This is a genomic window from Paraburkholderia sp. DD10, assembly GCF_049177125.1.
GTDB lineage: Bacteria > Pseudomonadota > Gammaproteobacteria > Burkholderiales > Burkholderiaceae > Paraburkholderia > Paraburkholderia terricola.
Genome location: NZ_CP185393.1, coordinates 2576507 through 2596571, shown reverse-complemented (window position 1 = coordinate 2596571; position 20065 = coordinate 2576507). Strand labels below are relative to the sequence as shown.

The following is a 20065-nucleotide window of genomic DNA, read 5'->3' as shown; positions in this document are numbered from 1 at the left end:
AGTGCCAGCTTGATTGTTGGGGCTCTTTATTCGAGTGTCAAGAAAATTTTGAGACGCCGTTGCCGCGTTGCAAACACGGCACTTTCCAGGGTTTTTCCCGCTTCCGTTGTGTGCGCTGGCGCAAGCGGGCGGTCTTGAAAAGTCGCATAATCGACTCACCTGCTGTTCAGCGGTCGCCCGGCGCCAGCCGGCTTGGGCGAGTCCCAGCCGGTCACGGCAGGTTGTGCGATACTCGATCCGACTGCGGCGCAACACAGCCGCGACGCATCACTGGATAGGGGCCGGCTCCGCAATCGGCTCGTCGAATGACGCACGCGTGAAGGGCGATTTCCCATCATGCGGTAGCGAACGGGCTCACCGGCCGCACGTGGCCGGGTTTTGACAGGATTGCGGGCCTGTCCTAGTTGTTTAGAATGGGTGTATGGCGATTATCCCGGACAAGCAGGACAGCACCGTACTGGAGCGGCAGGAGAAAAAGCTCAAGCCGCCGTCCATGTACAAGGTGGTGCTGCTGAACGACGACTTCACGCCAATGGAATTTGTCGTGATGATCGTGCAGGAATATTTCAATAAAGATCGTGAAACCGCAACACAGGTTATGTTGAAGGTGCATCGCGAGGGCAGGGGAGTTTGTGGGGTCTATACGCGGGACATCGCGTCGACCAAAGTCGAGCAAGTCGTTACCCACGCACGGCAGGCCGGGCATCCGCTGCAGTGTGTGATGGAGGAAGCATGATTGCCCAGGAACTGGAAGTCAGCCTGCACATGGCGTTCATGGAAGCACGCCAGGCGCGGCACGAGTTCATAACGGTCGAACACCTTTTGCTGGCACTGTTGGACAATCCGACAGCGGCGGAGGTGTTGCGTGCATGCGCGGCCAATATCGAGGATCTGCGCCAGAACCTGCGCAACTTCATTCATGACAACACGCCTACCGTGCCCGGCACGGACGACGTGGACACGCAACCCACGCTGGGTTTCCAGCGTGTGATCCAGCGCGCGATCATGCATGTGCAATCCACCTCGAACGGCAAGAAGGAAGTGACCGGCGCGAACGTGCTGGTCGCGATCTTCGGCGAGAAGGATTCGCATGCGGTGTACTACCTGCAACAGCAGGGCGTGACGCGGCTGGACGTGGTGAATTTCATCTCGCACGGTATCGCCAAGACCAGCAGCACCGACGCCGCGAAAGCGAGCGACGCGAATGCCGAGTCCGACGACGCCGCCGCGCAGAAGGAAACGCCGCTCGCCCAGTTCACGCAGAACCTGAACCAGATGGCGAAAGACGGCCGCATCGATCCGCTGATCGGGCGCGAGTCGGAGGTCGAGCGCGTGGTGCAGGTGCTGTGCCGGCGCCGCAAGAACAATCCGCTGCTGGTCGGTGAGGCGGGCGTCGGCAAGACGGCGATCGCCGAGGGCCTTGCCTGGCGCATCACGCGCGGCGAAGTGCCGGACATTCTGGCGGACGCGCAGGTGTATTCGCTCGACATGGGCGCGTTGCTCGCCGGCACCAAGTATCGCGGCGACTTCGAACAGCGTCTCAAGACGGTTCTCAAGGAATTGAAGGAACGTCCGCACGCGATTCTGTTCATCGACGAAATTCACACGCTGATCGGCGCGGGCGCGGCTTCCGGCGGAACGCTGGACGCTTCGAATCTGCTGAAGCCGGCGCTCTCGTCGGGCACGCTCAAGTGCATCGGCGCGACGACCTTCACCGAGTATCGCGGCATTTTCGAAAAAGACGCGGCATTGTCGCGCCGGTTCCAGAAGGTCGACGTGACCGAGCCGACCGTCGAGCAGACGGTGGCGATCCTGCGCGGGCTGAAGTCGCGTTTCGAGGAGCATCACGGCGTGAAGTACTCGTCGGGTGCGCTGTCGGCGGCGGCTGAGTTGTCGGCGCGCTTCATCACGGATCGGCATCTGCCGGACAAGGCGATCGACGTGATCGACGAAGCGGGCGCAGCGCAACGCATCCTGCCGAAGTCGAAGCAGAAGAAGACCATCGGCAAGAACGAGATCGAGGAAATCATCTCGAAGATCGCTCGCGTCCCGCCGCAAAGCGTGTCGCAAGACGATCGCAGCAAGCTGCAAACGCTCGACCGTGACCTGAAGAGCGTGGTGTTCGGGCAAGACCCCGCTATCGACGCGTTGTCGGCCGCGATCAAGATGGCGCGCGCGGGTCTCGGCAAGCTCGACAAGCCGATCGGCGCGTTCCTGTTCTCCGGTCCCACGGGCGTCGGCAAGACCGAAGTGGCGAAGCAACTGGCGTTCACGCTGGGAATCGAACTGATCCGCTTCGATATGTCCGAATACATGGAACGTCATGCGGTCAGCCGGTTGATCGGCGCGCCGCCGGGCTATGTCGGATTCGACCAGGGCGGCTTGCTGACCGAAGCCGTCACGAAGAAACCGCATTGCGTGTTGCTGCTCGACGAAATCGAGAAGGCGCACCCGGACATCTACAACGTGCTGCTGCAGGTGATGGACCACGGCACGCTGACGGACAACAACGGCCGCAAGGCGGATTTCCGCAACGTCATCATCATCATGACGACGAATGCGGGCGCCGAGGCAATGGGCAAGTCGGTGATCGGCTTCACGAATCGCCGGGAAACCGGCGACGAAATGGTCGACATCAAGCGCATGTTCACGCCGGAGTTCCGTAACCGTCTGGACGCGACGATCAGCTTCCGCTCGCTCGATGAGGAAATCATCATGCGCGTGGTCGACAAATTCCTGATGCAACTGGAAGATCAGTTGCATGAGAAGAAGGTCGATGCGCTCTTCACCGACGCGTTGCGCAAGCATCTCGCCAAGCACGGTTTCGATCCGTTGATGGGCGCACGGCCAATGCAGCGTCTGATTCAGGACACGATTCGTCGCGCGCTCGCCGACGAGCTGCTGTTCGGCAAGCTGATGAACGGCGGCCGCGTTTCGGTGGACGTGGATGCGGAAGACAAGGTGCAGTTGACCTTCGACGAGCATCCGGCGCCGCGCAATCCGAATCCGGAAGCGGTCGAAGTCGAGTAACGTTCAGTCAGATTAGTAGTGACCCAAAAAACGGCGCGGGCTCAAACCCGCGCCGTTTTTCTTTCTGCCTCGGCGACCAAACTGCCTCGCCGCCGGATCAATGCTTGCCGGTGCTGCCGAACCCGCCCGCGCCGCGCTCGCTGGTTTCGAAATCGTCGACGATATTGAACTTCGCTTGCACGACCGGCACGATCACGAGTTGCGCGAGACGCTCCATCGGATTCAGCACGAACGTGGTTTCGCCGCGGTTCCAGGTCGAGATCATCAACTGCCCCTGGTAATCTGAATCGATCAGGCCGACCAGATTGCCCAGCACGATGCCGTGCTTATGTCCCAATCCCGAGCGCGGGAGAATCATTGCTGCATAACCCGGATCGCCGACGTGAATCGCGAGACCCGTCGGCACGAGTGCGGTTTCGCCGGGCTTCAGCGTCAGCGGTTCGTCGAGGCAGGCGCGCAGGTCGAGGCCCGCGCTGCCGGTGGTCGCGTAGGCCGGGAGTTGGTCGCGCATGCGCGCATCGAGAATCTTCAGGTCGAGTTTCATGCAGGTTCGGGGTTAAGAAGTGGGAGTCTCGCTTCCGGGTTGGAACGCGTCGGCGAGGAGTTCATAGGAGCGCAGCCGCGCGCGATAACTGCCCGCGACGGTGAGCACGATCAATTCGTCGGCCTGGAATTCGGCCTGCAAGTCGCGCATGCGCGCGGTCACTTTTTCCGGCGTGCCGATGATGCTGCGCGGCTTCTCGCGGTCGATCACCAGCCGCTCGCGCTCGCCATATTCCTGCGCCACGCCTTGTGCGATCGTCGGAATGGGTTCGTTCAGGCCATAGGCCATTTGCACGCGACGCAAGTCGACGGCTTTCTCCAGATCGGCGGCTTCCTGTTCGGTGTCTGCGCAGATCACGAACACGGCGGCGGCGAGGTACGGCTGCTGGGTTTCCTGACTGGCTTTGAATCGCTCGCGATACGCCTGCGCCACCTGGTGCCCGAAATGTGCATTGATGAAATGCGCGAACGCAAAGCGGATGCCGAGTTGCGCCGCCAGCAGTCCGCCGAATTCGCTGGAGCCTAGCATCCACAATTGCGGACGCGTATCGACTTGCGGTTGCAGCAGCGCACCGTGCGCAAGGTGATCGTCGGGCAAGGTGCCATGCACAGCCCCAGCAGGTCGGCCACCTGCTGCGGAAAAATATCGCCGCGATTATAGGCGCCCGCTGCGACCGCTTGCGCCGTGCGCATATCGCCGCCCGGCGCGCGTCCCACGCCGAGATCGATCCGGTTCGGAAACAGCGCCTCGAGCATCATGAATTGCTCGGCGACCTTGAACGGGCTGTAGTACGGCAGCATGACGCCGCCCGAACCCAGACGAATGCGTTTCGTGACGCTGCCGAGATGCGCCAGCATCACTTCGGGGCAAGGGTTCGACACGCCGCGCAAGCCGTGGTGTTCGGCGCACCAGTAGCGTGTGTAGCCGAGATCGTCGGCGAGCTGCGCCAGTTCGACGGTGGCGGCGATCGCGTCCGCCACCGTGTGCCCGTCGATCACGGGCGTTTGATCCAGCACGGAAAGTCGCGTCATGGCAGTACGGCTCCAGGTGATTCGTTTTCGCTTGAACCCGGCGCTTCAGCGGGCATCGCTGTAAGTGGCGTTCAGCGAATCAGACTCGTGTCGGGCAGACGCCTGGCAATCTCGGCGATCAACGCGCGCGCGAGCGTCTGCTTGTCGGCGCGCGGCAGCTTCGTGGCGCCGCCTGCTTCGAACAGGATCACTTCGTTATCGTCGAGGCCGAAGGTCTGAGGGCCAAGATTGCCGATCAGAAGCGGCACGTTTTTGCGGACGCGCTTTTCTTCGCCGTGTATTTCCAGGTCGCCGCTTTCCGCGGCGAAACCGACCGCGAACGGCGGATGCGGGAGCTTCGCGACGGAGGCCAGGATGTCCGGGTTTTCGACGAACGCGAACGTCGGCATGGCGCGATCGGCGGCTTTCTTGATCTTGTGCTCGCTGGCGTGATCGACGCGCCAGTCGGCCACCGCCGCCACGCCGATGAAGATATCGGCGTCGGCGACCGCGCGCATGACCGCGGCGTGCATCTGCTGGGCGGTTTGCACGTCCTCGCGGACCACACCCCACGGCGTTTCCAGCGCGACGGGACCGGCCACCAGATGCACATCGGCGCCGGCCTGCTGCGCGGCGCGCGCCAAGGCGAAGCCCATCTTGCCGCTCGATCGATTGGTGATGCCGCGCACCGGGTCGAGCGGCTCGAACGTCGGACCCGCGGTCAGCAGGACACGCCGGCCGGAGAGAATCTTCGGCGCGAAGAACGAGGCGATTGCTTCATAGGTGGCGGACGCTTCCAGCATGCGCCCGTCGCCGATTTCGCCGCATGCTTGCGGACCCGAATCCGGGCCGAGCACTTCAACGCCGTCCGCGCGCAGTTGCGCGACGTTGCGCTGCGTGGCCGGGTTCTGCCACATCTGCCGGTTCATTGCCGGCACGACCAGCAGCGGACAATCGCGCGCGACGCACAGCGTCGACAGCAGATCGTCGGCCATGCCGTGCGCGAGTTTCGCGAGGAAGTCGGTGGAGGCGGGCGCGATCACGATCGCATCCGCTTCACGCGACAGATCGATGTGCGCCATATTGTTCGGCACGCGCCCGTCCCACTGGCTGGTGTAGACGGGGCGGCCGGACAGCGCCTGCATGGTGACGGCGGTGATGAACTGCGTGGCCGCTTCGGTCATGACGACCTGCACGGTCGCGCCGGCCTTGGTGAGCAAGCGTGTGAGTTCGGCGATCTTGTAGCAGGCGATCCCGCCCGTCATGCCGAGGACGAGGTGTTTGCCTGCGAGTTCTGCGGTTGCCAACGAAAGCCTCCGACAAAGCATGGTGGCGGACGAGCGGTGCTTGCAGCGCACCGCTGCGATTCGCCCGAGTCAGACCAGACGCGCGGACGGAGCGTGCTGCGAGGACGCCCGTTCGCGGACCGACGCGGCGTTACCGCGAACCGCGCACCCGGCGCAACTCGTCGATCACGAGCAGCGCCGCGCCGATCGTGATCGCGCTGTCGGCGAGGTTGAATGCCGGCCAGTGCCAGGTGCGCACATGGAAATCGAGGAAGTCGATCACATGGCCGTACGCAATCCGGTCGATCACGTTGCCGAGCGCGCCGCCGAGAATCAGCGAGAGCGCCGTGCAGAACAGCTTTTGCGCGCCGTGGCGCTTGAGTAGATAGCAGATCACGAGCGCCGCGACCACGCCGAGCGCGGTGAACGCCCAGCGCTGCCAGCCGCCCGCCATCGCGAGGAAGCTGAAGGCGGCGCCGCGGTTGTACACGAGGATCAGGTTGAAAAACGACGTGACCTCGTGCGCGACGCCGTAGGCGAACACCTTCTGGACCGCGATTTTCGTCAGCTGATCGAACAGGATCACGATCAGCGCGACGCCGAGCCACGGTGCGAGCGAACCGCTTGCGGACGACGATTTCGACAGGCTTCGTGCCATTATGCCGCGCTCCTCGTTTCACCGTTGCCGAACAGATTGCTGAAGCAGCGCCCGCACAGCGTGGGGTGCTCGGCGTTCGCGCCGACTTCCGCGCGGTAATGCCAGCAGCGTTCGCACTTCAGGTATGCCGAGGCGATCACGTCGACGCTTTCCTCGGCTTCGCTGTCAACCTTGACTACGTTCGCCGCCGACGTGATCAGCACGAACTTCAGGTCGTCTCCGAGGCTTGCGAGCGCATCGTAACGCGCGCCGCTCGCGCGGATTTCCACTTCCGCCTGCAGCGACGAACCGATCAGGTTCGCCACGCGCGCTTCCTCGAGCGCCTTCGTGACGTCGCCGCGCGCGGCGCGCAGCAGCGTCCATTTGTCGAGCAGCGCGCCGGCGTCCGGCACGGGCGGGAACGCGTGGTAGGTTTCCGTGAAGATCGTTTCGCTGTTCGGCGAGAAGATCTTCCACGCCTCCTCGGCGGTGAACGACAGGAACGGCGCCATCAGACGCAGCAGACCGTGCGCGATGTGATACAGCGCGGTTTGTGCCGAGCGGCGCGCGACGGAATCCGCCGCCGTGGTGTACAGGCGGTCTTTCAGCACGTCCAGATAGAAGCCGCCGAGGTCTTCCGAGCAGAACGTCTGCAGCTTGGCGACCACCGGGTGAAACTCGTACTTGTCGTAGTGCGAGAGGATGTCGTTCTGCAGATTCGCCGCCAGCGCCACCGCATAGCGATCGATCTCGAGCCAGTCTTCGAGCGGACGCGCGTGTTGCGCGAAGTCGAAGTCCGACAGGTTCGCGAGCAGGAAGCGCAGCGTGTTGCGGATGCGGCGATAGCTTTCCGTCACGCGCTTCAGGATTTCCTCGGAGATGGCCAGTTCGCCCGAATAATCGGTCGACGCAATCCACAGCCGGATGATTTCCGCGCCGAGCCGGTTCGCCACATCATGCGGGTCGATGCCGTTGCCGAGCGACTTGCTCATCTTGCGGCCTTCGCCGTCGACGGTGAAACCGTGCGTGAGCAGCGCGTTGTACGGCGGGCGTCCGTCGAGCATCGAGGCGGTGAGCAGCGACGAATGGAACCAGCCGCGGTGCTGGTCCGAGCCTTCCAGATACAGATCGGCGGGGAATTGCAGTTCGTCCTTGTGCGAGCCGCGCAGCACGTGCCAGTGCGTGGTGCCCGAATCGAACCACACGTCGAGCGTGTCGCGGTTCTTTTCGTACATGTTGGCGTCGTCGCCGAGCAGTTCGCGCGGATCGAGCGTTTGCCACGCTTCGATGCCGGCTTTCTCGACGCGTTGCGCGACTTCTTCGAGCAACTCCAGCGTGCGCGGATGCAGTGCGCCGGTTTCCTTGTGCACGAAGAACGCCATTGGCACGCCCCATTGACGCTGACGCGACAGCGTCCAGTCCGGGCGATTCGCGATCATGCTGAACAGACGCTGCTTGCCCCACGACGGGTAGAACGCCGTGTTCTCGATGCCTTCGAGCGCGGTTTCGCGCAGCGTCTTGTCGGTGTCGTTCGGCTTGACGTCCATGCCGGCGAACCACTGCGACGTCGCGCGGTAGATGATCGGCGTCTTGTGGCGCCAGCAGTGCATGTAGCTGTGCGTGTATTTCTCGGTGCGCAGCAGCGAGCCGGCCGCCTGCAGCGCTTCGACGATCTGCGGATTGGCCGCCCAGATCGACAGGCCGCCGAACAGCGCGAGCGATTCGATGTAACGGCCGTCGCCCATTACCGGATTGATGATGTCCGAATCGGCCATGCCGTGCGCCTTGCACGACACGAAGTCTTCCACGCCGTAGGCCGGCGACGAGTGCACGATGCCCGTGCCCGTTTCGGTCGTCACATACTCGCCGAGATAGACCGGCGCCGTGCGCTTGTAGCCGGGATGCGCGGACGCGAGCGGATGATTGAAGCGCAGGTTCGCGAGCTTCGCACCGGGCGCGGTGGCGACGATCGAGCCTTGCAAGCCGTATAGCTGCAGGCAGGCTTCGACGCGCTCCGCGGCCAGGATCAGCAGGCCGCGCGGCGTATCGACCAGCGCGTAGACGATTTCCGGATGCAGATTCAACGCCTGGTTGGCGGGGATGGTCCACGGCGTGGTGGTCCAGATCACGATGCCGCCTTCGTTGCGCGGCAGCGCGTTCAAACCGAAGGCTTGCGCCGTTTTTTCCGGCTCGGCGAAGCTGAACAGCACGTCGATGGTGGGGTCGGTCTTGTCCTTGTACTCGACTTCCGCTTCGGCCAACGCCGAGCCGCAATCGAAGCACCAGTTCACCGGTTTCAGGCCGCGGAACACATAACCCTTTTCGATGATCTTCGCGAGCGCGCGGATTTCGCCGGCTTCGTTCGCGAAGTTCATGGTCTTGTACGGATTGTCCCAGTCGCCGAGCACGCCGAGACGCCGGAAGCCGGCCTTCTGCTTTTCGATCTGCTCGGTCGCGTAGGTGCGGGCCTTCTGCATCACCTCGGCGGCCGGCAGCGATTTGCCGAACTGCTTTTCGATCTGGATTTCGATCGGCATGCCGTGGCAGTCCCAACCCGGCACGTAGACCGCGTCGAAGCCGGCCATGTTGCGCGCCTTGACGATCATGTCCTTGAGGATCTTGTTCACCGCGTGGCCGAGGTGGATGTCGCCGTTCGCATACGGCGGGCCGTCGTGCAGGATGAATTTCTTGCGGCCTTTGGAGGCGGCGCGGATCTTCTCGTAGACCTTGCGTTCCTGCCATTCCTTGACCCATTGCGGCTCGCGCTTGGGCAAATCGCCACGCATCGGGAACGGCGTGTCGAGCAGGTTGACCGGATAGCGTGACTGCGGTTTCGAATCGGCTTTCTTGTTGCTCATGATGAGGTCGCGGTGAATTCTTTCTATGCGCAGCGTGCGCGGTTTGCGCTCGATGCGCGAGGGCGTTGGGCGCGCCCGGCAGGCATGTGCCGTGATCCACGGACGCCCTTCGATGCGCGCGGCGAGGGTACGCGCGGCGCCGGCGGCGCTCGCGCGTACCGCGGCGGTTATCTAATTCGGTCGGTGGCCGAGGTGGCGAAACCGGTGGAACGGCTGCCCGGCGTGCCGGCGCCGACGGCTGCGAACCACGCGCGCGCGTTGGCGACGTCGCGCGCGATTGCGGCGGTCAGCGTTTCGAGGTCGACGTACTTCTCCTCGTCGCGCAGCTTTTTCAGGAATTCGACGCGCACGAGTTTGCCATACGCGTCGCCGTGCCAATCGAGCAGGTGCACTTCGAGCAGCACGCGCCCGGAATCGGAGACGGTGGGACGCAGGCCGAGACTCGCGACACCCGGCAGCGGTTCGTCCGTCACGCCATGCACGCGCACGATGAAAATGCCGGCGAGCGCCGGACGCTTATGCGCAATCGGCAGGTTGAGCGTGGGGAAGCCGAGATCGCGGCCGAGCTTCATGCCGTGCACGACGTGGCCGCTGATCAGATAATCGCGGCCCAGCGCGGCGCGCGCCGAATCGAGGTCGCCCGCCACCAGCGCGGCGCGCACGCCCGAGCTGGAAATGCGCGCGCCGGACGGATCGGCCACCGTCGCCATTTGCTCGACCTCGAAACCGTACTGCTGCCCCGCGGCCCTGAGCGACTCGAAGTCGCCGGCGCGCTTCGCGCCGTAGCGGAAGTCGTCGCCGATCATCACCCAGCGCGCGTGCAGCCCGTTGACGATGATCCGTTCCACGAACGCATCCGGCGACTGGCTCGCGAACGTGTGATTGAAATGCTCGACCACCACGCGATCGACGCCGTTGGTGCGCAGCGCCTCGAGCTTGTCGCGCAGCATGGCGATGCGCGGCGGCGCGCCGGCCGGGTTGAAGAACTCGCGCGGGTGAGGCTCGAAGGTCATCACGCAGACGGGCAGGCCGCGCGCGTCGGCCGCGGCCCGCACGTGGGCGAGCAAAGCCTGATGGCCGCGGTGGACACCGTCGAAGTTGCCGATGGTCAGTGCGCAAGGCGCACGGCTTTCAGCATTGGGAAGACCGCGGAAGACTCTCACGATAGCGGGTTGGGGATAGGCGGCCGGGGTGCCGCAAAACAAACGATTATAAACGTTCGGCGCTTGAGACGGCGGCGCCTCGCGGATTCCGTGGCCCCGAATGATAAAATCCGCGGATGAAAAAACTCGTCATCCTGATTTCCGGGCGGGGCAGCAACATGGAAGCGATCGTTCGAGCCTGCTCGAACGAAGCCTGGCCAGCGCAAGTCGCCGCCGTGATTGCCAACCGTCCTGACGCAGCGGGCCTTGCGTTCGCGGCGTCGCATGGCATTGCCACGGCCGTGGTCGACCACCGCCAGTTCCCCGATCGCGAGCGCTTCGACGCCGCGCTGGCGGAACTCATCGACAGTTTCTCGCCGGATCTGGTCATACTTGCCGGCTTCATGCGCGTGCTTACACCCGGTTTCGTCGACCATTACGCCGGGCGCATGCTGAACGTGCATCCGTCGCTGCTGCCGAGTTTTCCGGGGCTGAAAACGCATCAACAGGCGCTCGACGCGGGCGTGCGGCTGCACGGCGCGTCGGTGCATTTCGTCACGTCGCAGCTGGATCACGGGCCGATCGTCGCGCAGGCGGCGGTTCCGGTGCAGGCCGGCGACACGCCCGCCATGCTCGCCGAACGCGTGCTGGCAACCGAACACATTATTTATCCACGCGCGGTGCGCTGGTTCGTCGAAGGGCGTCTTGCTCTCGACGGCTTGCGTGTCACGCTTACGCCGCCGGAGCCGCAATGGCTCTTTGCCGGTCACACCGCCGGAGAGGGCGCATGAGATTGCATGGTTTTTTGATTGGACAAACTGAGACTTTGCTGGCCGAAGTCCTAAAACTAAATGGCCCGGCTGACGCCACCACCAGCCGCTTTTTCCGCGCTCATCCGAAGCTCGGACACGGCGAGCGCGGCGTGATCGCCGAGGCGGTGTTCGCGGTGCTGCGCCGGCGCATGGAATTCGCTCATCTGGCCGAGAGCGGCGCGGGCAGTCCGGCGCGCCGCATGGCCTTGCTGGGACTCATGCAGACGGCGGGCCGCACGGCGCTCAAGCCGTTCGTGTCCGATGCCGAGTCCAAATGGCTCGAACACGTCGCGATGATCGACCCGGAGAGCCTGCCGCTGCGGATTCGCCTGAATCTGCCCGACTGGATCTATCAGGCGCTTTCGAAGCGCTTCGAGGCCGCGGAACTGGCGCAGCTGGCCGCAGCGCTGAATTACCCGGCGCCGCTGGACCTGCGCGCAAACCCGATCAAGGCGAGCCGCGACGACGTGCTGAACGCGCTCTCGAAAGCCGGTATCGAGGGCGGCGCCACGCCGTTCGCGCCGTTCGGCGTGCGGGTGGTCGGCAAGCCGCCGCTCACCAAGCTGGACGCCTTTCAACACGGCTGGGTCGAAGTGCAGGACGAAGGCAGCCAGTTGCTCTGCTCGCTGGTCGCGCCCAAACGCGGTGAAATGATCGTCGACTTCTGCGCGGGCGCGGGCGGCAAGACGCTGGCGCTCGGCGCGGCGATGCGCTCCACCGGGCGCCTTTATGCGTTCGACATTTCGGAGCGGCGGCTTGCCAAGCTCAAGCCGCGCCTCGCGCGCAGCGGCTTGTCGAACGTGAATCCGGTGTTGATCGACAGCGAGCACGACGCCAAGATCAAGCGTCTTGCCGGCAAGATCGACCGTGTGCTGGTCGACGCGCCGTGCAGCGGCCTGGGCACGCTGCGCCGCAATCCGGATCTGAAGTGGCGCCAGTCGCCGGAGTCGGTCGCGGAACTGGCGCCGAAGCAGGCGTCGATTCTGGCGAGCGCGGCGCGTCTGGTGAAGAAGGGCGGCCGGCTCGTCTACGCGACCTGCTCGATCCTCGAAGCCGAAAACGAAGCGGTCGTGCAGCAATTCCTCGCTGATCACCCCGATTTCGCGCTCGTGCCCGCACGTGACGTGCTGGCCGAGCAGCGCATCGACATGGAAATGGGCGATTACCTGTCGCTTTGGCCGCACCGCCACGCAACCGACGGCTTCTTCGCCGCCGTGCTCGAACGCCAGAGCTAAGCCGGAAGGCGCTTTATGCCGGCGCGCACGGGTTCGTCTCCTGAATCCGGCGCGCCGGCGAATTCGTGAACATCATGCAAAACCGCATTTTTTCTCATATGTTCGGCGACCTCGCGCGCGATTTCGGCGAGCCGGTGATGCTGTGGCAAGTCGGCGTGCTGCTGGCGACGCTCGCCGTGGCGTGGCTGCTCGCGCGTCTGTTGCGCAGAACGCTCGATCTGCGCCGGCAAACGCGCTACCAGACGCTGCGCTTCGGCGCGGAAAGCCTGAATCGCGCGTTTTTTCCGCTGACCGGCGCGGCGCTCGTGTGGCTCGCGCGGGCGATCACCGCCCAGTTCATGCATACGTCGCTGCTGGATCTGGCTTTGGTGCCGCTTTTCGGCATCGGCTTTATCTACATCGTGTTTTTCTTCGCGCGGCGGGTCTTTAGCCACGACGGCGAAACGCATGCGTGGCTCTTTCTGGTCGAAAAGATCGTTTCGCTGGTCGTCTGGATCGCGATGGCGCTCACCGTGATGGGCATTCAGGACGACGTGATCGCGTGGATGGCCAGCGTGAAGTTTCGCGTCGCCAACGCGCACCTGACGCTGCTTTCGCTCACCACGGGCCTGCTGTGGGTGTGCGTGACGATGATCGTCGCGATGTGGCTCGGCGCCGCGTTCGAAGACCGCCTGATGCGCGCGAAAACGCTTGACGCCAATCTGAAGGTGGTGGTGGCGCGGGTCGGCCGCGCGGCGTTCGTGCTGGCGGCAGTGCTGATCAGCCTGTCACTGGTCGGCATCGACATCACGGTGCTGGGCGTGTTCGGCGGCGCGCTCGGCGTCGGCTTGGGGTTCGGGCTGCAGAAGATCGCCAGCAACTATGTGTCGGGCTTCATCATTCTGATCGACCGGTCGCTGCGGATCGGCGACACGATCAACGTGACCGGCCTGCAAGGCATGGTCACGCAGATCCGCACGCGTTACACGGTGGTGCGCGGACTGGACGGCATCGAAACGCTGATTCCAAACGAGAAGCTCATTACAGACGTGGTGCAGAACCAGTCGTCCTATCTGACGCGCGGGTATGCGAAAGCCGCCGTGCAGGTCGCTTATACATCTGACGTCGAGCACGCCATGACGCTGCTGGCCCAAGCCGCGGAAGGCGTTGCACGAGTGCTGCAGGAGCCGGCGCCCACGCCTTATCTGGCAGGCTTCGGTGCAGACGGCATCAATCTCGAACTGGGTTTCTGGATCGAGGACGCAGCAACCGGTACGTCCGCCGTGCGCTCGGCCGTCAACCGGAACATCTGGCGGCTCTTTTCGGAACACGGCATCTCGATCCCTTATGCGCAACGCGAAGTGCGGATTGTCGGCAACGTCGGCGACACGTTGTCGCGACCGGTAACAATAACCGCTCCTGCTGCCAACCAGGCCGACAAGGCCGGTTGAACGGGGAATTTGCGCGCGCTAACCTGTCTTGAAGAACACGGCGGCGCGCCACGACCCGTTGATGCGGCGCAAAAAATCCCTATTTGTTACAAACACTTGGAACGCTTCCAGTAGAATGTCGTCCAATCCCGCTGTATGCTTTCACTTTCTTGACACGCGTAACTTTGCGTGTGCCTCGTGTCTCTCGTTCCACAGGTAAATTGCCTTGTTGAATTCCTTGCTTGATTTCCTTGCCCACGGTCTGCTGCGCTTTTCCTGGTGGCAACTCGTGGTGTACACACTCGTCGTGACGCACATCACGATCATTGGCGTGACGGTCTATCTGCATCGCTGCCAGGCGCACCGCGCGCTGGAGTTGCATCCGGTCGTCAGTCATTTTTTCCGCTTCTGGCTGTGGATGACCACGGGCATGCTGACCGGCCAGTGGGCCGCGATTCACCGTAAGCACCACGCCAAGTGCGAGACCGAAGAAGATCCGCACAGCCCGCAAACGCGCGGCATCTGGAAGGTGCTGCTCGAAGGCGCGGAGTTGTACCGCACTGAAGCGAAGAACGAAGAAACGATGCGCAAGTTCAGTCACGGCACGCCGAACGACTGGATGGAGCGCAACGTGTACACGAAGTACCCGATTCTCGGCGTGAGCCTGATGATGGTGCTGAACGTCGGACTGTTCGGCGTTGTCGGGCTGACGATCTGGGCCGTGCAGATGGTGTGGATCCCGTTCTGGGCAGCTGGCGTGGTCAACGGTCTCGCGCACTTCTGGGGCTACCGCAATTTCAACTCCTCGGATGCCAGCACCAACATCTTTCCGTGGGGCATCATCATCGGCGGTGAGGAACTGCATAACAATCACCATACGTATGCGACCTCGGCCAAGCTCTCGAACAAGTGGTACGAGTTCGATATCGGCTGGATGTACATCCGCATCATGTCGGCGTTTCGCCTCGCTAAGGTGAAGAAGATCGCGCCTACGCCGCGTCTGACCACCGGCAAAATGGTGCTCGACCAGGATACCCTGCAAGCCGTGCTGGCAAATCGCTATGAAGTGATGGCGCGTTACGGCAAGGCGCTCAAGCGCGCTTATCGTCAGGAACTGGCGCATCTGAAGGAAGTGGGTGCGCGTGAGAAATACCAGTTGATGCGCGGTGCGCGTAGCTGGTTCCACAAGGAAGAAGCCGGTCTAGACGAACCGCAGAAGCGTCAGTTGCCGCAAATCTTCGCGAGTAGCCAGAAGCTCAAGACGTACATCGACATGCGCAACGAACTTGCGGCAATGTGGGAGCGCTCGAATGCGTCGCGCGACCAATTGCTGGTGCAGTTGCAAGACTGGTGTCATCGCGCTGAACAAAGCGGCATTAAAGCGCTGCAAGAATTCGCCATGCGTCTGCGTCGCTATGCTTGATCCCGAAATCCATTAAAATTTCGTTACGTCACAAAACCCCGCGTTGGCGGGGTTTTGCTTTTTGGGCTGCGGAAACCGCAACGACGTACGATTGACAGTCCGCAGCGGCAGAGCGAGGGCAGAGGAGATCATGGATCAGCAGGCGATCAGGACCGTCGAATACGACCGGCCACAGGCGCAGGGCACTACCTGCGGAATCGGGCAGGCGTGGGCGAAGGTGCCCGACATGCCGTCGGCGGAACAGAAGGTGGCGTTGAAGGCGCGCATTCGCGCATTGCTCGAGCGCGAGAAAGCCGTGCTCGTCGCCCATTACTACGTTGACGCGGAACTGCAGGAACTTGCCGACGAAACCGGCGGCTGCGTGGCCGATTCGCTCGAAATGGCGCGCTTCGGCCGTGATCACGAGGCACAAACGCTGGTGGTCGCGGGCGTGCGCTTCATGGGCGAGACCGCCAAAATCCTCAGCCCGGACAAGCGCATTCTGATGCCGGATCTCGACGCGACGTGTTCGCTCGATCTCGGTTGTCCGGTGGATGAATTCTCGGCGTTCTGCGACGCGCACCCGAATCGCACGGTGGTCGTGTATGCGAACACAAGCGCGGCGGTCAAGGCGCGCGCGGACTGGATGGTGACGTCGTCGATCGGATTGGAGATCGTCGCCGATCTGCATGCGCGTGGCGAAAAGATCATTTGGGCGCCGGATCGGCACCTCGGCAGCTATATCCAGAACAAAACCGGTGCCGACATGCTGTTGTGGCAGGGCTCCTGTCTCGTTCACGATGAATTCAAGGGCATCGAACTGGATCTGCTGCGCGCTGAATATCCGGGCGCGAAAGTGCTGGTGCATCCGGAGTCGCCGGCTAATGTAGTCGCGCAAGCGGACGTGGTCGGTTCGACCACGCAACTGATCGACGCCGCTCAAAAGCTCGACGCGACGCATTTCATCGTGGCAACCGATCTCGGCATTCTGCACAAGATGCAGCTCGCCGCGCCGGGCAAGGTCTTGATTGCCGCGCCGACGGCGGGCAACAGCGCAACGTGCAAGAGTTGCGCGCATTGTCCCTGGATGGCCATGAACGGCCTCGCGAACCTGGCCGAGGTGCTCGAGCGCGGTCATAACGAAATTTTCGTCGACCGTGCGATTGGCGAGCGGGCGCGTCTGCCGATCGACCGGATGCTGGATTTCGCGGCGCGTCACAAGAAACGCGTGCAGGCAAGCGGCGATCTCGCGCGGGACGCACAACTTTATTCGAACGTGGGAGCAGCGTAATGGGGGCGATGGAGCGCAATCCGACCGATGCGGTGTCGCCGCTGTTCGCTGACATTCACGCCCAGTACGGTGCCGCGTTCGATGCTGCGTTGGCTCGCAATGTTGCCGATGCGTTGATCGAAGACGTTGGCGCCGGCGACCAGACCGGTCGCCTTGTTCCCGCAGACGAAGTGCGCGATGCGCGCATTATTGTGCGCGAGGATGCGGTGCTGTGCGGCGTGCCCTGGTTCAACGCGGTGATGCACGAGGTCGATCCACGGATCGAGGTGCGGTGGCGGTATCGCGAGGGCGATCGCATGATGTCGGACAGCACGGTTTGCGAACTGCGCGGTCCGGTGCGTGCATTGTTGACCGCTGAACGTAACGCGCTGAACTTCCTTCAACTGCTCTCAGGTGTGGCGAGCGTAACGCGCCGCTATGTGGACGCGATCGCGCATACGCGAACGCGCATTCTCGATACGCGCAAGACTTTGCCGGGCTTGCGGCTCGCGCAGAAATACGCTGTGCGCGTCGGCGGCGGCGCGAATCAACGGCTCGCGCTGTACGACGGCATTCTTATCAAGGAAAACCACATCGCCGCGGCGGGCGGTGTCGGCGCGGCGATGGATGCGGCGCTCGCTCTGAATGCGGGTGTGTCGATCCAGATAGAAGTCGAGACGATCGAGCAACTCGAAACCGCGCTGGCCCATCGTGCGCAATCCATTCTGCTGGACAATTTTTCGTTCGATGCGATGCGCGAAGCGGTCCGCATTACGGCGGGCAGAGCGGTGCTGGAAGTCTCGGGCGGCGTGAACTTCGAGACGGTGCGGACGATCGCCGAAACGGGCGTCGATCGTGTGTCGATCGGTGCGCTGACGAAAGACGTCCACGCAACGGATTACTCGATGCGGATTGTCTAACGCGCGTCGCCGAAGCGACCGTATCCACCGATAAAAGGCCGTCGCCGGTTAAAACCAGCGGTGGCCTTTTCATTTCGGGCTCGCATCGATCACACGTTGCGGTTGCGCACGTGTTCCGGCGAGAGAACCGTCGGCAGCGCTTTCGGCAAGGTCGCGGGCCAATCACGGCTGAAGTGCAGGCCGCGGCTCTCGCGCCGCGAACGTGCGCCGTCGACGATCAGCGACGCCACGTCGACCAGATTGCGCAGTTCGAGCAGATCGCGGCTTACCTTGAAGTTCGCGTAGTACTCGTGGATCTCGTCGCGCAGCAGCGCAAGCCGATGCCGGGCTCGCGCGAGCCGTTTGTCGGTACGCACGATGCCGACGTAATTCCACATCAGCCGGCGCAGTTCGTCCCAATTGTGCGCGACCACGACCTCCTCGTCCGGATCCGATACGCGGCTTTCGTCCCAGTCCGGCAGCGGCGCGTGGACGGCTGCACAGAAGCCTTCTTCCTCGATGGCCTGCGCGGCGGAGCGTCCGATCACGAGGCATTCGAGCAGCGAATTGCTGGCAAGCCGGTTTGCGCCGTGAAGGCCGGTGCACGAGGTTTCACCAACCGCGTAGAGGCCCGCCAGATCGGTGCGCCCCGCCAAATCGGTCACCACGCCGCCGCAGGTGTAGTGCGCGGCCGGCACGACGGGAATGGGCTCTTTGGTGATGTCGATGCCGAACTCCAGGCAGCGTGCCAGGATCGTTGGAAAATGTTCACGCAAGAATTCAGGCGGTTGATGGCTGATGTCGAGATACACGCAATCGATGCCGCGCTTCTTGATCTCGAAATCGATCGCGCGCGCGACGATGTCGCGCGGCGCGAGTTCGGCGCGTTCGTCGTGGTTCGGCATGAAGCGCGTGCCGTCCGGCAGCTTCAGGATGCCGCCTTCGCCGCGCACCGCCTCGGAGATCAGGAACGACTTCGCGTATGGATGGAAGAGGCAGGTGGGGTGGAACTGGATGAACTCCATGTTCGCCACGCGGCAGCCGGCTCGCCATGCCATCGCAATGCCGTCGCCGGTCGCCGTATCGGGGTTGGTGGTGTAAAGGTAGACCTTGCCGGCGCCGCCGGTGGCGAGCACCGTGTGCGGCGCTTCAATCGTGACGGTGCGGCCGCTCTGCAGATCGAGTGCGTACAAGCCGTGGCAACGGCGCCCCGGCAAGCCGAGCCGGTCCGACGTTATCAGGTCGATCGCGTAATGATCTTCGAGGAGCGTGATGTTCGGATGACGGCGCACACGCTCGCTGAGCGTGGCGACCACGGCGTGGCCGGTTGCGTCCGCGGCATGAATGATCCGGCGATGGCTATGGCCGCCCTCACGCGTCAGATGAAAGCCGAGTTCGGCGGCGTCGTCCTTGGTGAAGGGTACGCCTTGCCCGATCAGCCATTCGATCGCGGCACGCCCGTGCTCGACGATGAAGCGGGTCGCGGCTTCGTCGCACAGGCCGCCGCCGGCGATCAGCGTATCGCGCACATGGTTTTCGATGCTGTCCGCCGAATCCAGAACCGCGGCAATGCCGCCTTGCGCCCAGTCACTCGCGCCTTCGGTCATCGATCGCTTGGCGACCACCGCAACCCGCCGGGTTTGAGCGAGATTGAGCGCGACGCTCAACCCGGCCAAGCCGCTACCGACAATCGCCACATCGAATTCCATGCCCACATCTCCGTCTTTCGTTTTGCCGTGACGGCGCGCCATTTGCTCGCCGCTAAAACGAGAAAGGATACGCGCCGCGACGGACTAGGGAAAGCTGGCCGAACAGGATAGGACCGTCTTGAGAGATGAGAGGGCTCGATGAACGGGTAAGCACCGCGCAATGCGACGGCGTGCCAAAAACAAAAAAGCCCCGCACGAATGCGAGGCTTTTTGCATGTCTTTGTCTTCGTCAGGCAGGAACCAAGGCTTACTTGATCTTGGTTTCCTTGTAGTCAACGTGCTTACGGATGACCGGATCAAATTTCTTGATCAGCATCTTTTCCGGCATGTTGCGTTTGTTCTTCGTCGTCGTGTAGAAGTGACCCGTGCCTGCGGTCGATTCCAGCTTGATCTTGTCGCGTGCGCCTTTCGCCATGATTTACTCCTTAGGCTTCACCGCGTGCGCGCAGGTCTGCGAGCACAGCGTCGATACCGTTCTTGTCGATCAGGCGCAGGCCAGCGTTCGAAACGCGCAGACGCACCCAACGGTTTTCGCTTTCCACCCAAATGCGGCGGTTTTGCAGGTTCGGCAGGAACCGGCGCTTGGTTTTGTTATTCGCGTGGGAAACGTTGTTGCCGCTCATCGGCGCTTTCCCAGTTACTTGGCATACGCGTGCCATGAGAGCACTCCTAATACGCTAATTCTGAGTTCGAACGCCGTGAAAGTTTCCTGAAAAGAGCCGCGCTGAAGTTTATTGAAACCGCAGTCGCTTTTCCTTTCTGGAACGCCTTGGTGGCTTCGGAACAGGGGGTTGGAAATAGGCAAACCGGAATTCTAGCAGA

Annotated in this window: 16 protein-coding genes and 1 pseudogene; 8 read left to right on the top strand and 9 right to left on the bottom strand. The window is 63.0% G+C overall.

The features are described from left to right. The first annotated feature begins 421 nt into the window (after window positions 1-421). Together clpS and clpA are read left to right on the top strand one after the other, a co-directional pair. Window positions 422-736, top strand: a complete 315-nt coding sequence (gene clpS, locus ACOCG7_RS26975; protein ID WP_028197902.1) for an ATP-dependent Clp protease adapter ClpS — start codon at window positions 422-424, stop codon at window positions 734-736. Continuing rightward, window positions 733-3030 carry an ATP-dependent Clp protease ATP-binding subunit ClpA gene (gene clpA, locus ACOCG7_RS26970; RefSeq protein ID WP_073427027.1) on the top strand — a complete coding sequence of 766 codons (2298 nt, stop codon included), beginning with the start codon at window positions 733-735 and terminating at the stop codon, window positions 3028-3030. The genes clpS and clpA overlap by 4 nt, the downstream gene beginning before the upstream one ends. 97 nt (window positions 3031-3127) lie before the next feature. On the opposite strand, the gene dut is transcribed toward clpA, so the two are convergent. From dut to ACOCG7_RS26940, 6 genes and pseudogenes are all read right to left on the bottom strand, one after another. Then, a complete protein-coding gene (dut, locus tag ACOCG7_RS26965; RefSeq protein WP_073427028.1) occupies window positions 3128-3574 on the bottom strand; it encodes a dUTP diphosphatase in 447 nt (148 codons plus the stop codon). A gap of 12 nt (window positions 3575-3586) precedes the next feature. Beyond that, window positions 3587-4605, bottom strand: a pseudogene (locus ACOCG7_RS26960) (LLM class flavin-dependent oxidoreductase). 71 nt (window positions 4606-4676) lie between these two features. Then, on the bottom strand, window positions 4677-5891 hold the full coding sequence (coaBC, locus tag ACOCG7_RS26955) for a bifunctional phosphopantothenoylcysteine decarboxylase/phosphopantothenate--cysteine ligase CoaBC (RefSeq protein WP_073427029.1): 1215 nt from the start codon (window positions 5889-5891) through the stop codon (window positions 4677-4679). Window positions 5892-6021: 130 nt separating this feature from the next. Further along, a complete protein-coding gene (lspA, locus tag ACOCG7_RS26950; protein WP_073427030.1) occupies window positions 6022-6528 on the bottom strand; it encodes a signal peptidase II in 507 nt (168 codons plus the stop codon). Then, window positions 6528-9365 carry an isoleucine--tRNA ligase gene (gene ileS, locus ACOCG7_RS26945; RefSeq protein ID WP_073427031.1) on the bottom strand — a complete coding sequence of 946 codons (2838 nt, stop codon included), beginning with the start codon at window positions 9363-9365 and terminating at the stop codon, window positions 6528-6530. Before ileS ends, lspA begins: the two co-directional genes overlap by 1 nt. A 167-nt stretch (window positions 9366-9532) precedes the next feature. Further along, window positions 9533-10528 (bottom strand): bifunctional riboflavin kinase/FAD synthetase, encoded by a 996-nt coding sequence (locus ACOCG7_RS26940; RefSeq protein WP_073427032.1) that lies wholly within the window; start codon window positions 10526-10528, stop codon window positions 9533-9535. A 116-nt stretch (window positions 10529-10644) separates the two neighbouring features. Between ACOCG7_RS26940 and purN the strand changes: the two genes are divergently transcribed. The 6 genes from purN (at window position 10645) to nadC (ending at window position 17555) form a co-directional block, all read left to right on the top strand. Further along, window positions 10645-11298, top strand: coding sequence for a phosphoribosylglycinamide formyltransferase (gene purN / locus ACOCG7_RS26935; protein WP_073427033.1), 654 nt, complete (start codon window positions 10645-10647; stop codon window positions 11296-11298). Continuing rightward, entirely contained in the window at window positions 11295-12554 is a 1260-nt protein-coding gene (locus ACOCG7_RS26930; protein WP_073427034.1) for an RsmB/NOP family class I SAM-dependent RNA methyltransferase, read from the top strand. The genes purN and ACOCG7_RS26930 overlap by 4 nt, the downstream gene beginning before the upstream one ends. A gap of 74 nt (window positions 12555-12628) precedes the next feature. After that, window positions 12629-13984: a mechanosensitive ion channel family protein gene (locus tag ACOCG7_RS26925; protein ID WP_073427225.1), complete on the top strand. Its 1356-nt coding sequence runs from the start codon at window positions 12629-12631 to the stop codon at window positions 13982-13984. Between the two features lie 205 nt (window positions 13985-14189). After that, window positions 14190-15386, top strand: a complete 1197-nt coding sequence (locus ACOCG7_RS26920; protein WP_073427035.1) for a DesA family fatty acid desaturase — start codon at window positions 14190-14192, stop codon at window positions 15384-15386. 130 nt (window positions 15387-15516) lie between these two features. Continuing rightward, a complete protein-coding gene (gene nadA / locus ACOCG7_RS26915; RefSeq protein ID WP_073427036.1) occupies window positions 15517-16656 on the top strand; it encodes a quinolinate synthase NadA in 1140 nt (379 codons plus the stop codon). Then, window positions 16656-17555 (top strand): carboxylating nicotinate-nucleotide diphosphorylase, encoded by a 900-nt coding sequence (gene nadC, locus ACOCG7_RS26910; protein ID WP_073427037.1) that lies wholly within the window; start codon window positions 16656-16658, stop codon window positions 17553-17555. The genes nadA and nadC overlap by 1 nt, the downstream gene beginning before the upstream one ends. 89 nt (window positions 17556-17644) lie before the next feature. Here nadC and nadB read toward each other — a convergent pair whose 3' ends face one another. The 3 genes from nadB to rpmB form a co-directional block, all read right to left on the bottom strand. Beyond that, window positions 17645-19243: an L-aspartate oxidase gene (gene nadB, locus ACOCG7_RS26905; RefSeq protein ID WP_073427038.1), complete on the bottom strand. Its 1599-nt coding sequence runs from the start codon at window positions 19241-19243 to the stop codon at window positions 17645-17647. 247 nt (window positions 19244-19490) lie between these two features. Next, window positions 19491-19658 carry a 50S ribosomal protein L33 gene (gene rpmG, locus ACOCG7_RS26900; protein ID WP_008919555.1) on the bottom strand — a complete coding sequence of 56 codons (168 nt, stop codon included), beginning with the start codon at window positions 19656-19658 and terminating at the stop codon, window positions 19491-19493. 10 nt (window positions 19659-19668) lie between these two features. After that, window positions 19669-19902: a 50S ribosomal protein L28 gene (rpmB, locus tag ACOCG7_RS26895; RefSeq protein WP_007180631.1), complete on the bottom strand. Its 234-nt coding sequence runs from the start codon at window positions 19900-19902 to the stop codon at window positions 19669-19671. Between the last annotated feature and the right edge of the window lie 163 nt (window positions 19903-20065).

What these genes read in the sequence shown, in the direction of transcription:
- ACOCG7_RS26925 (WP_073427225.1), top strand. Translation starts at nt 12,629, where the DNA reads ATGCAAAACCGCATTTTTTCTCATATGTTCGGCGACCTCGCGCGCGAT.
- purN (WP_073427033.1), top strand. Translation starts at nt 10,645, where the DNA reads ATGAAAAAACTCGTCATCCTGATTTCCGGGCGGGGCAGCAACATGGAA.
- nadA (WP_073427036.1), top strand. Translation starts at nt 15,517, where the DNA reads ATGGATCAGCAGGCGATCAGGACCGTCGAATACGACCGGCCACAGGCG.
- rpmG (WP_008919555.1), bottom strand. Translation starts at nt 19,658, where the DNA reads ATGGCGAAAGGCGCACGCGACAAGATCAAGCTGGAATCGACCGCAGGC.
- nadC (WP_073427037.1), top strand. Translation starts at nt 16,656, where the DNA reads ATGGGGGCGATGGAGCGCAATCCGACCGATGCGGTGTCGCCGCTGTTC.
- rpmB (WP_007180631.1), bottom strand. Translation starts at nt 19,902, where the DNA reads ATGGCACGCGTATGCCAAGTAACTGGGAAAGCGCCGATGAGCGGCAAC.
- ACOCG7_RS26930 (WP_073427034.1), top strand. Translation starts at nt 11,295, where the DNA reads ATGAGATTGCATGGTTTTTTGATTGGACAAACTGAGACTTTGCTGGCC.
- clpA (WP_073427027.1), top strand. Translation starts at nt 733, where the DNA reads ATGATTGCCCAGGAACTGGAAGTCAGCCTGCACATGGCGTTCATGGAA.
- lspA (WP_073427030.1), bottom strand. Translation starts at nt 6,528, where the DNA reads ATGGCACGAAGCCTGTCGAAATCGTCGTCCGCAAGCGGTTCGCTCGCA.
- nadB (WP_073427038.1), bottom strand. Translation starts at nt 19,243, where the DNA reads ATGGAATTCGATGTGGCGATTGTCGGTAGCGGCTTGGCCGGGTTGAGC.
- clpS (WP_028197902.1), top strand. Translation starts at nt 422, where the DNA reads ATGGCGATTATCCCGGACAAGCAGGACAGCACCGTACTGGAGCGGCAG.
- ileS (WP_073427031.1), bottom strand. Translation starts at nt 9,365, where the DNA reads ATGAGCAACAAGAAAGCCGATTCGAAACCGCAGTCACGCTATCCGGTC.
- dut (WP_073427028.1), bottom strand. Translation starts at nt 3,574, where the DNA reads ATGAAACTCGACCTGAAGATTCTCGATGCGCGCATGCGCGACCAACTC.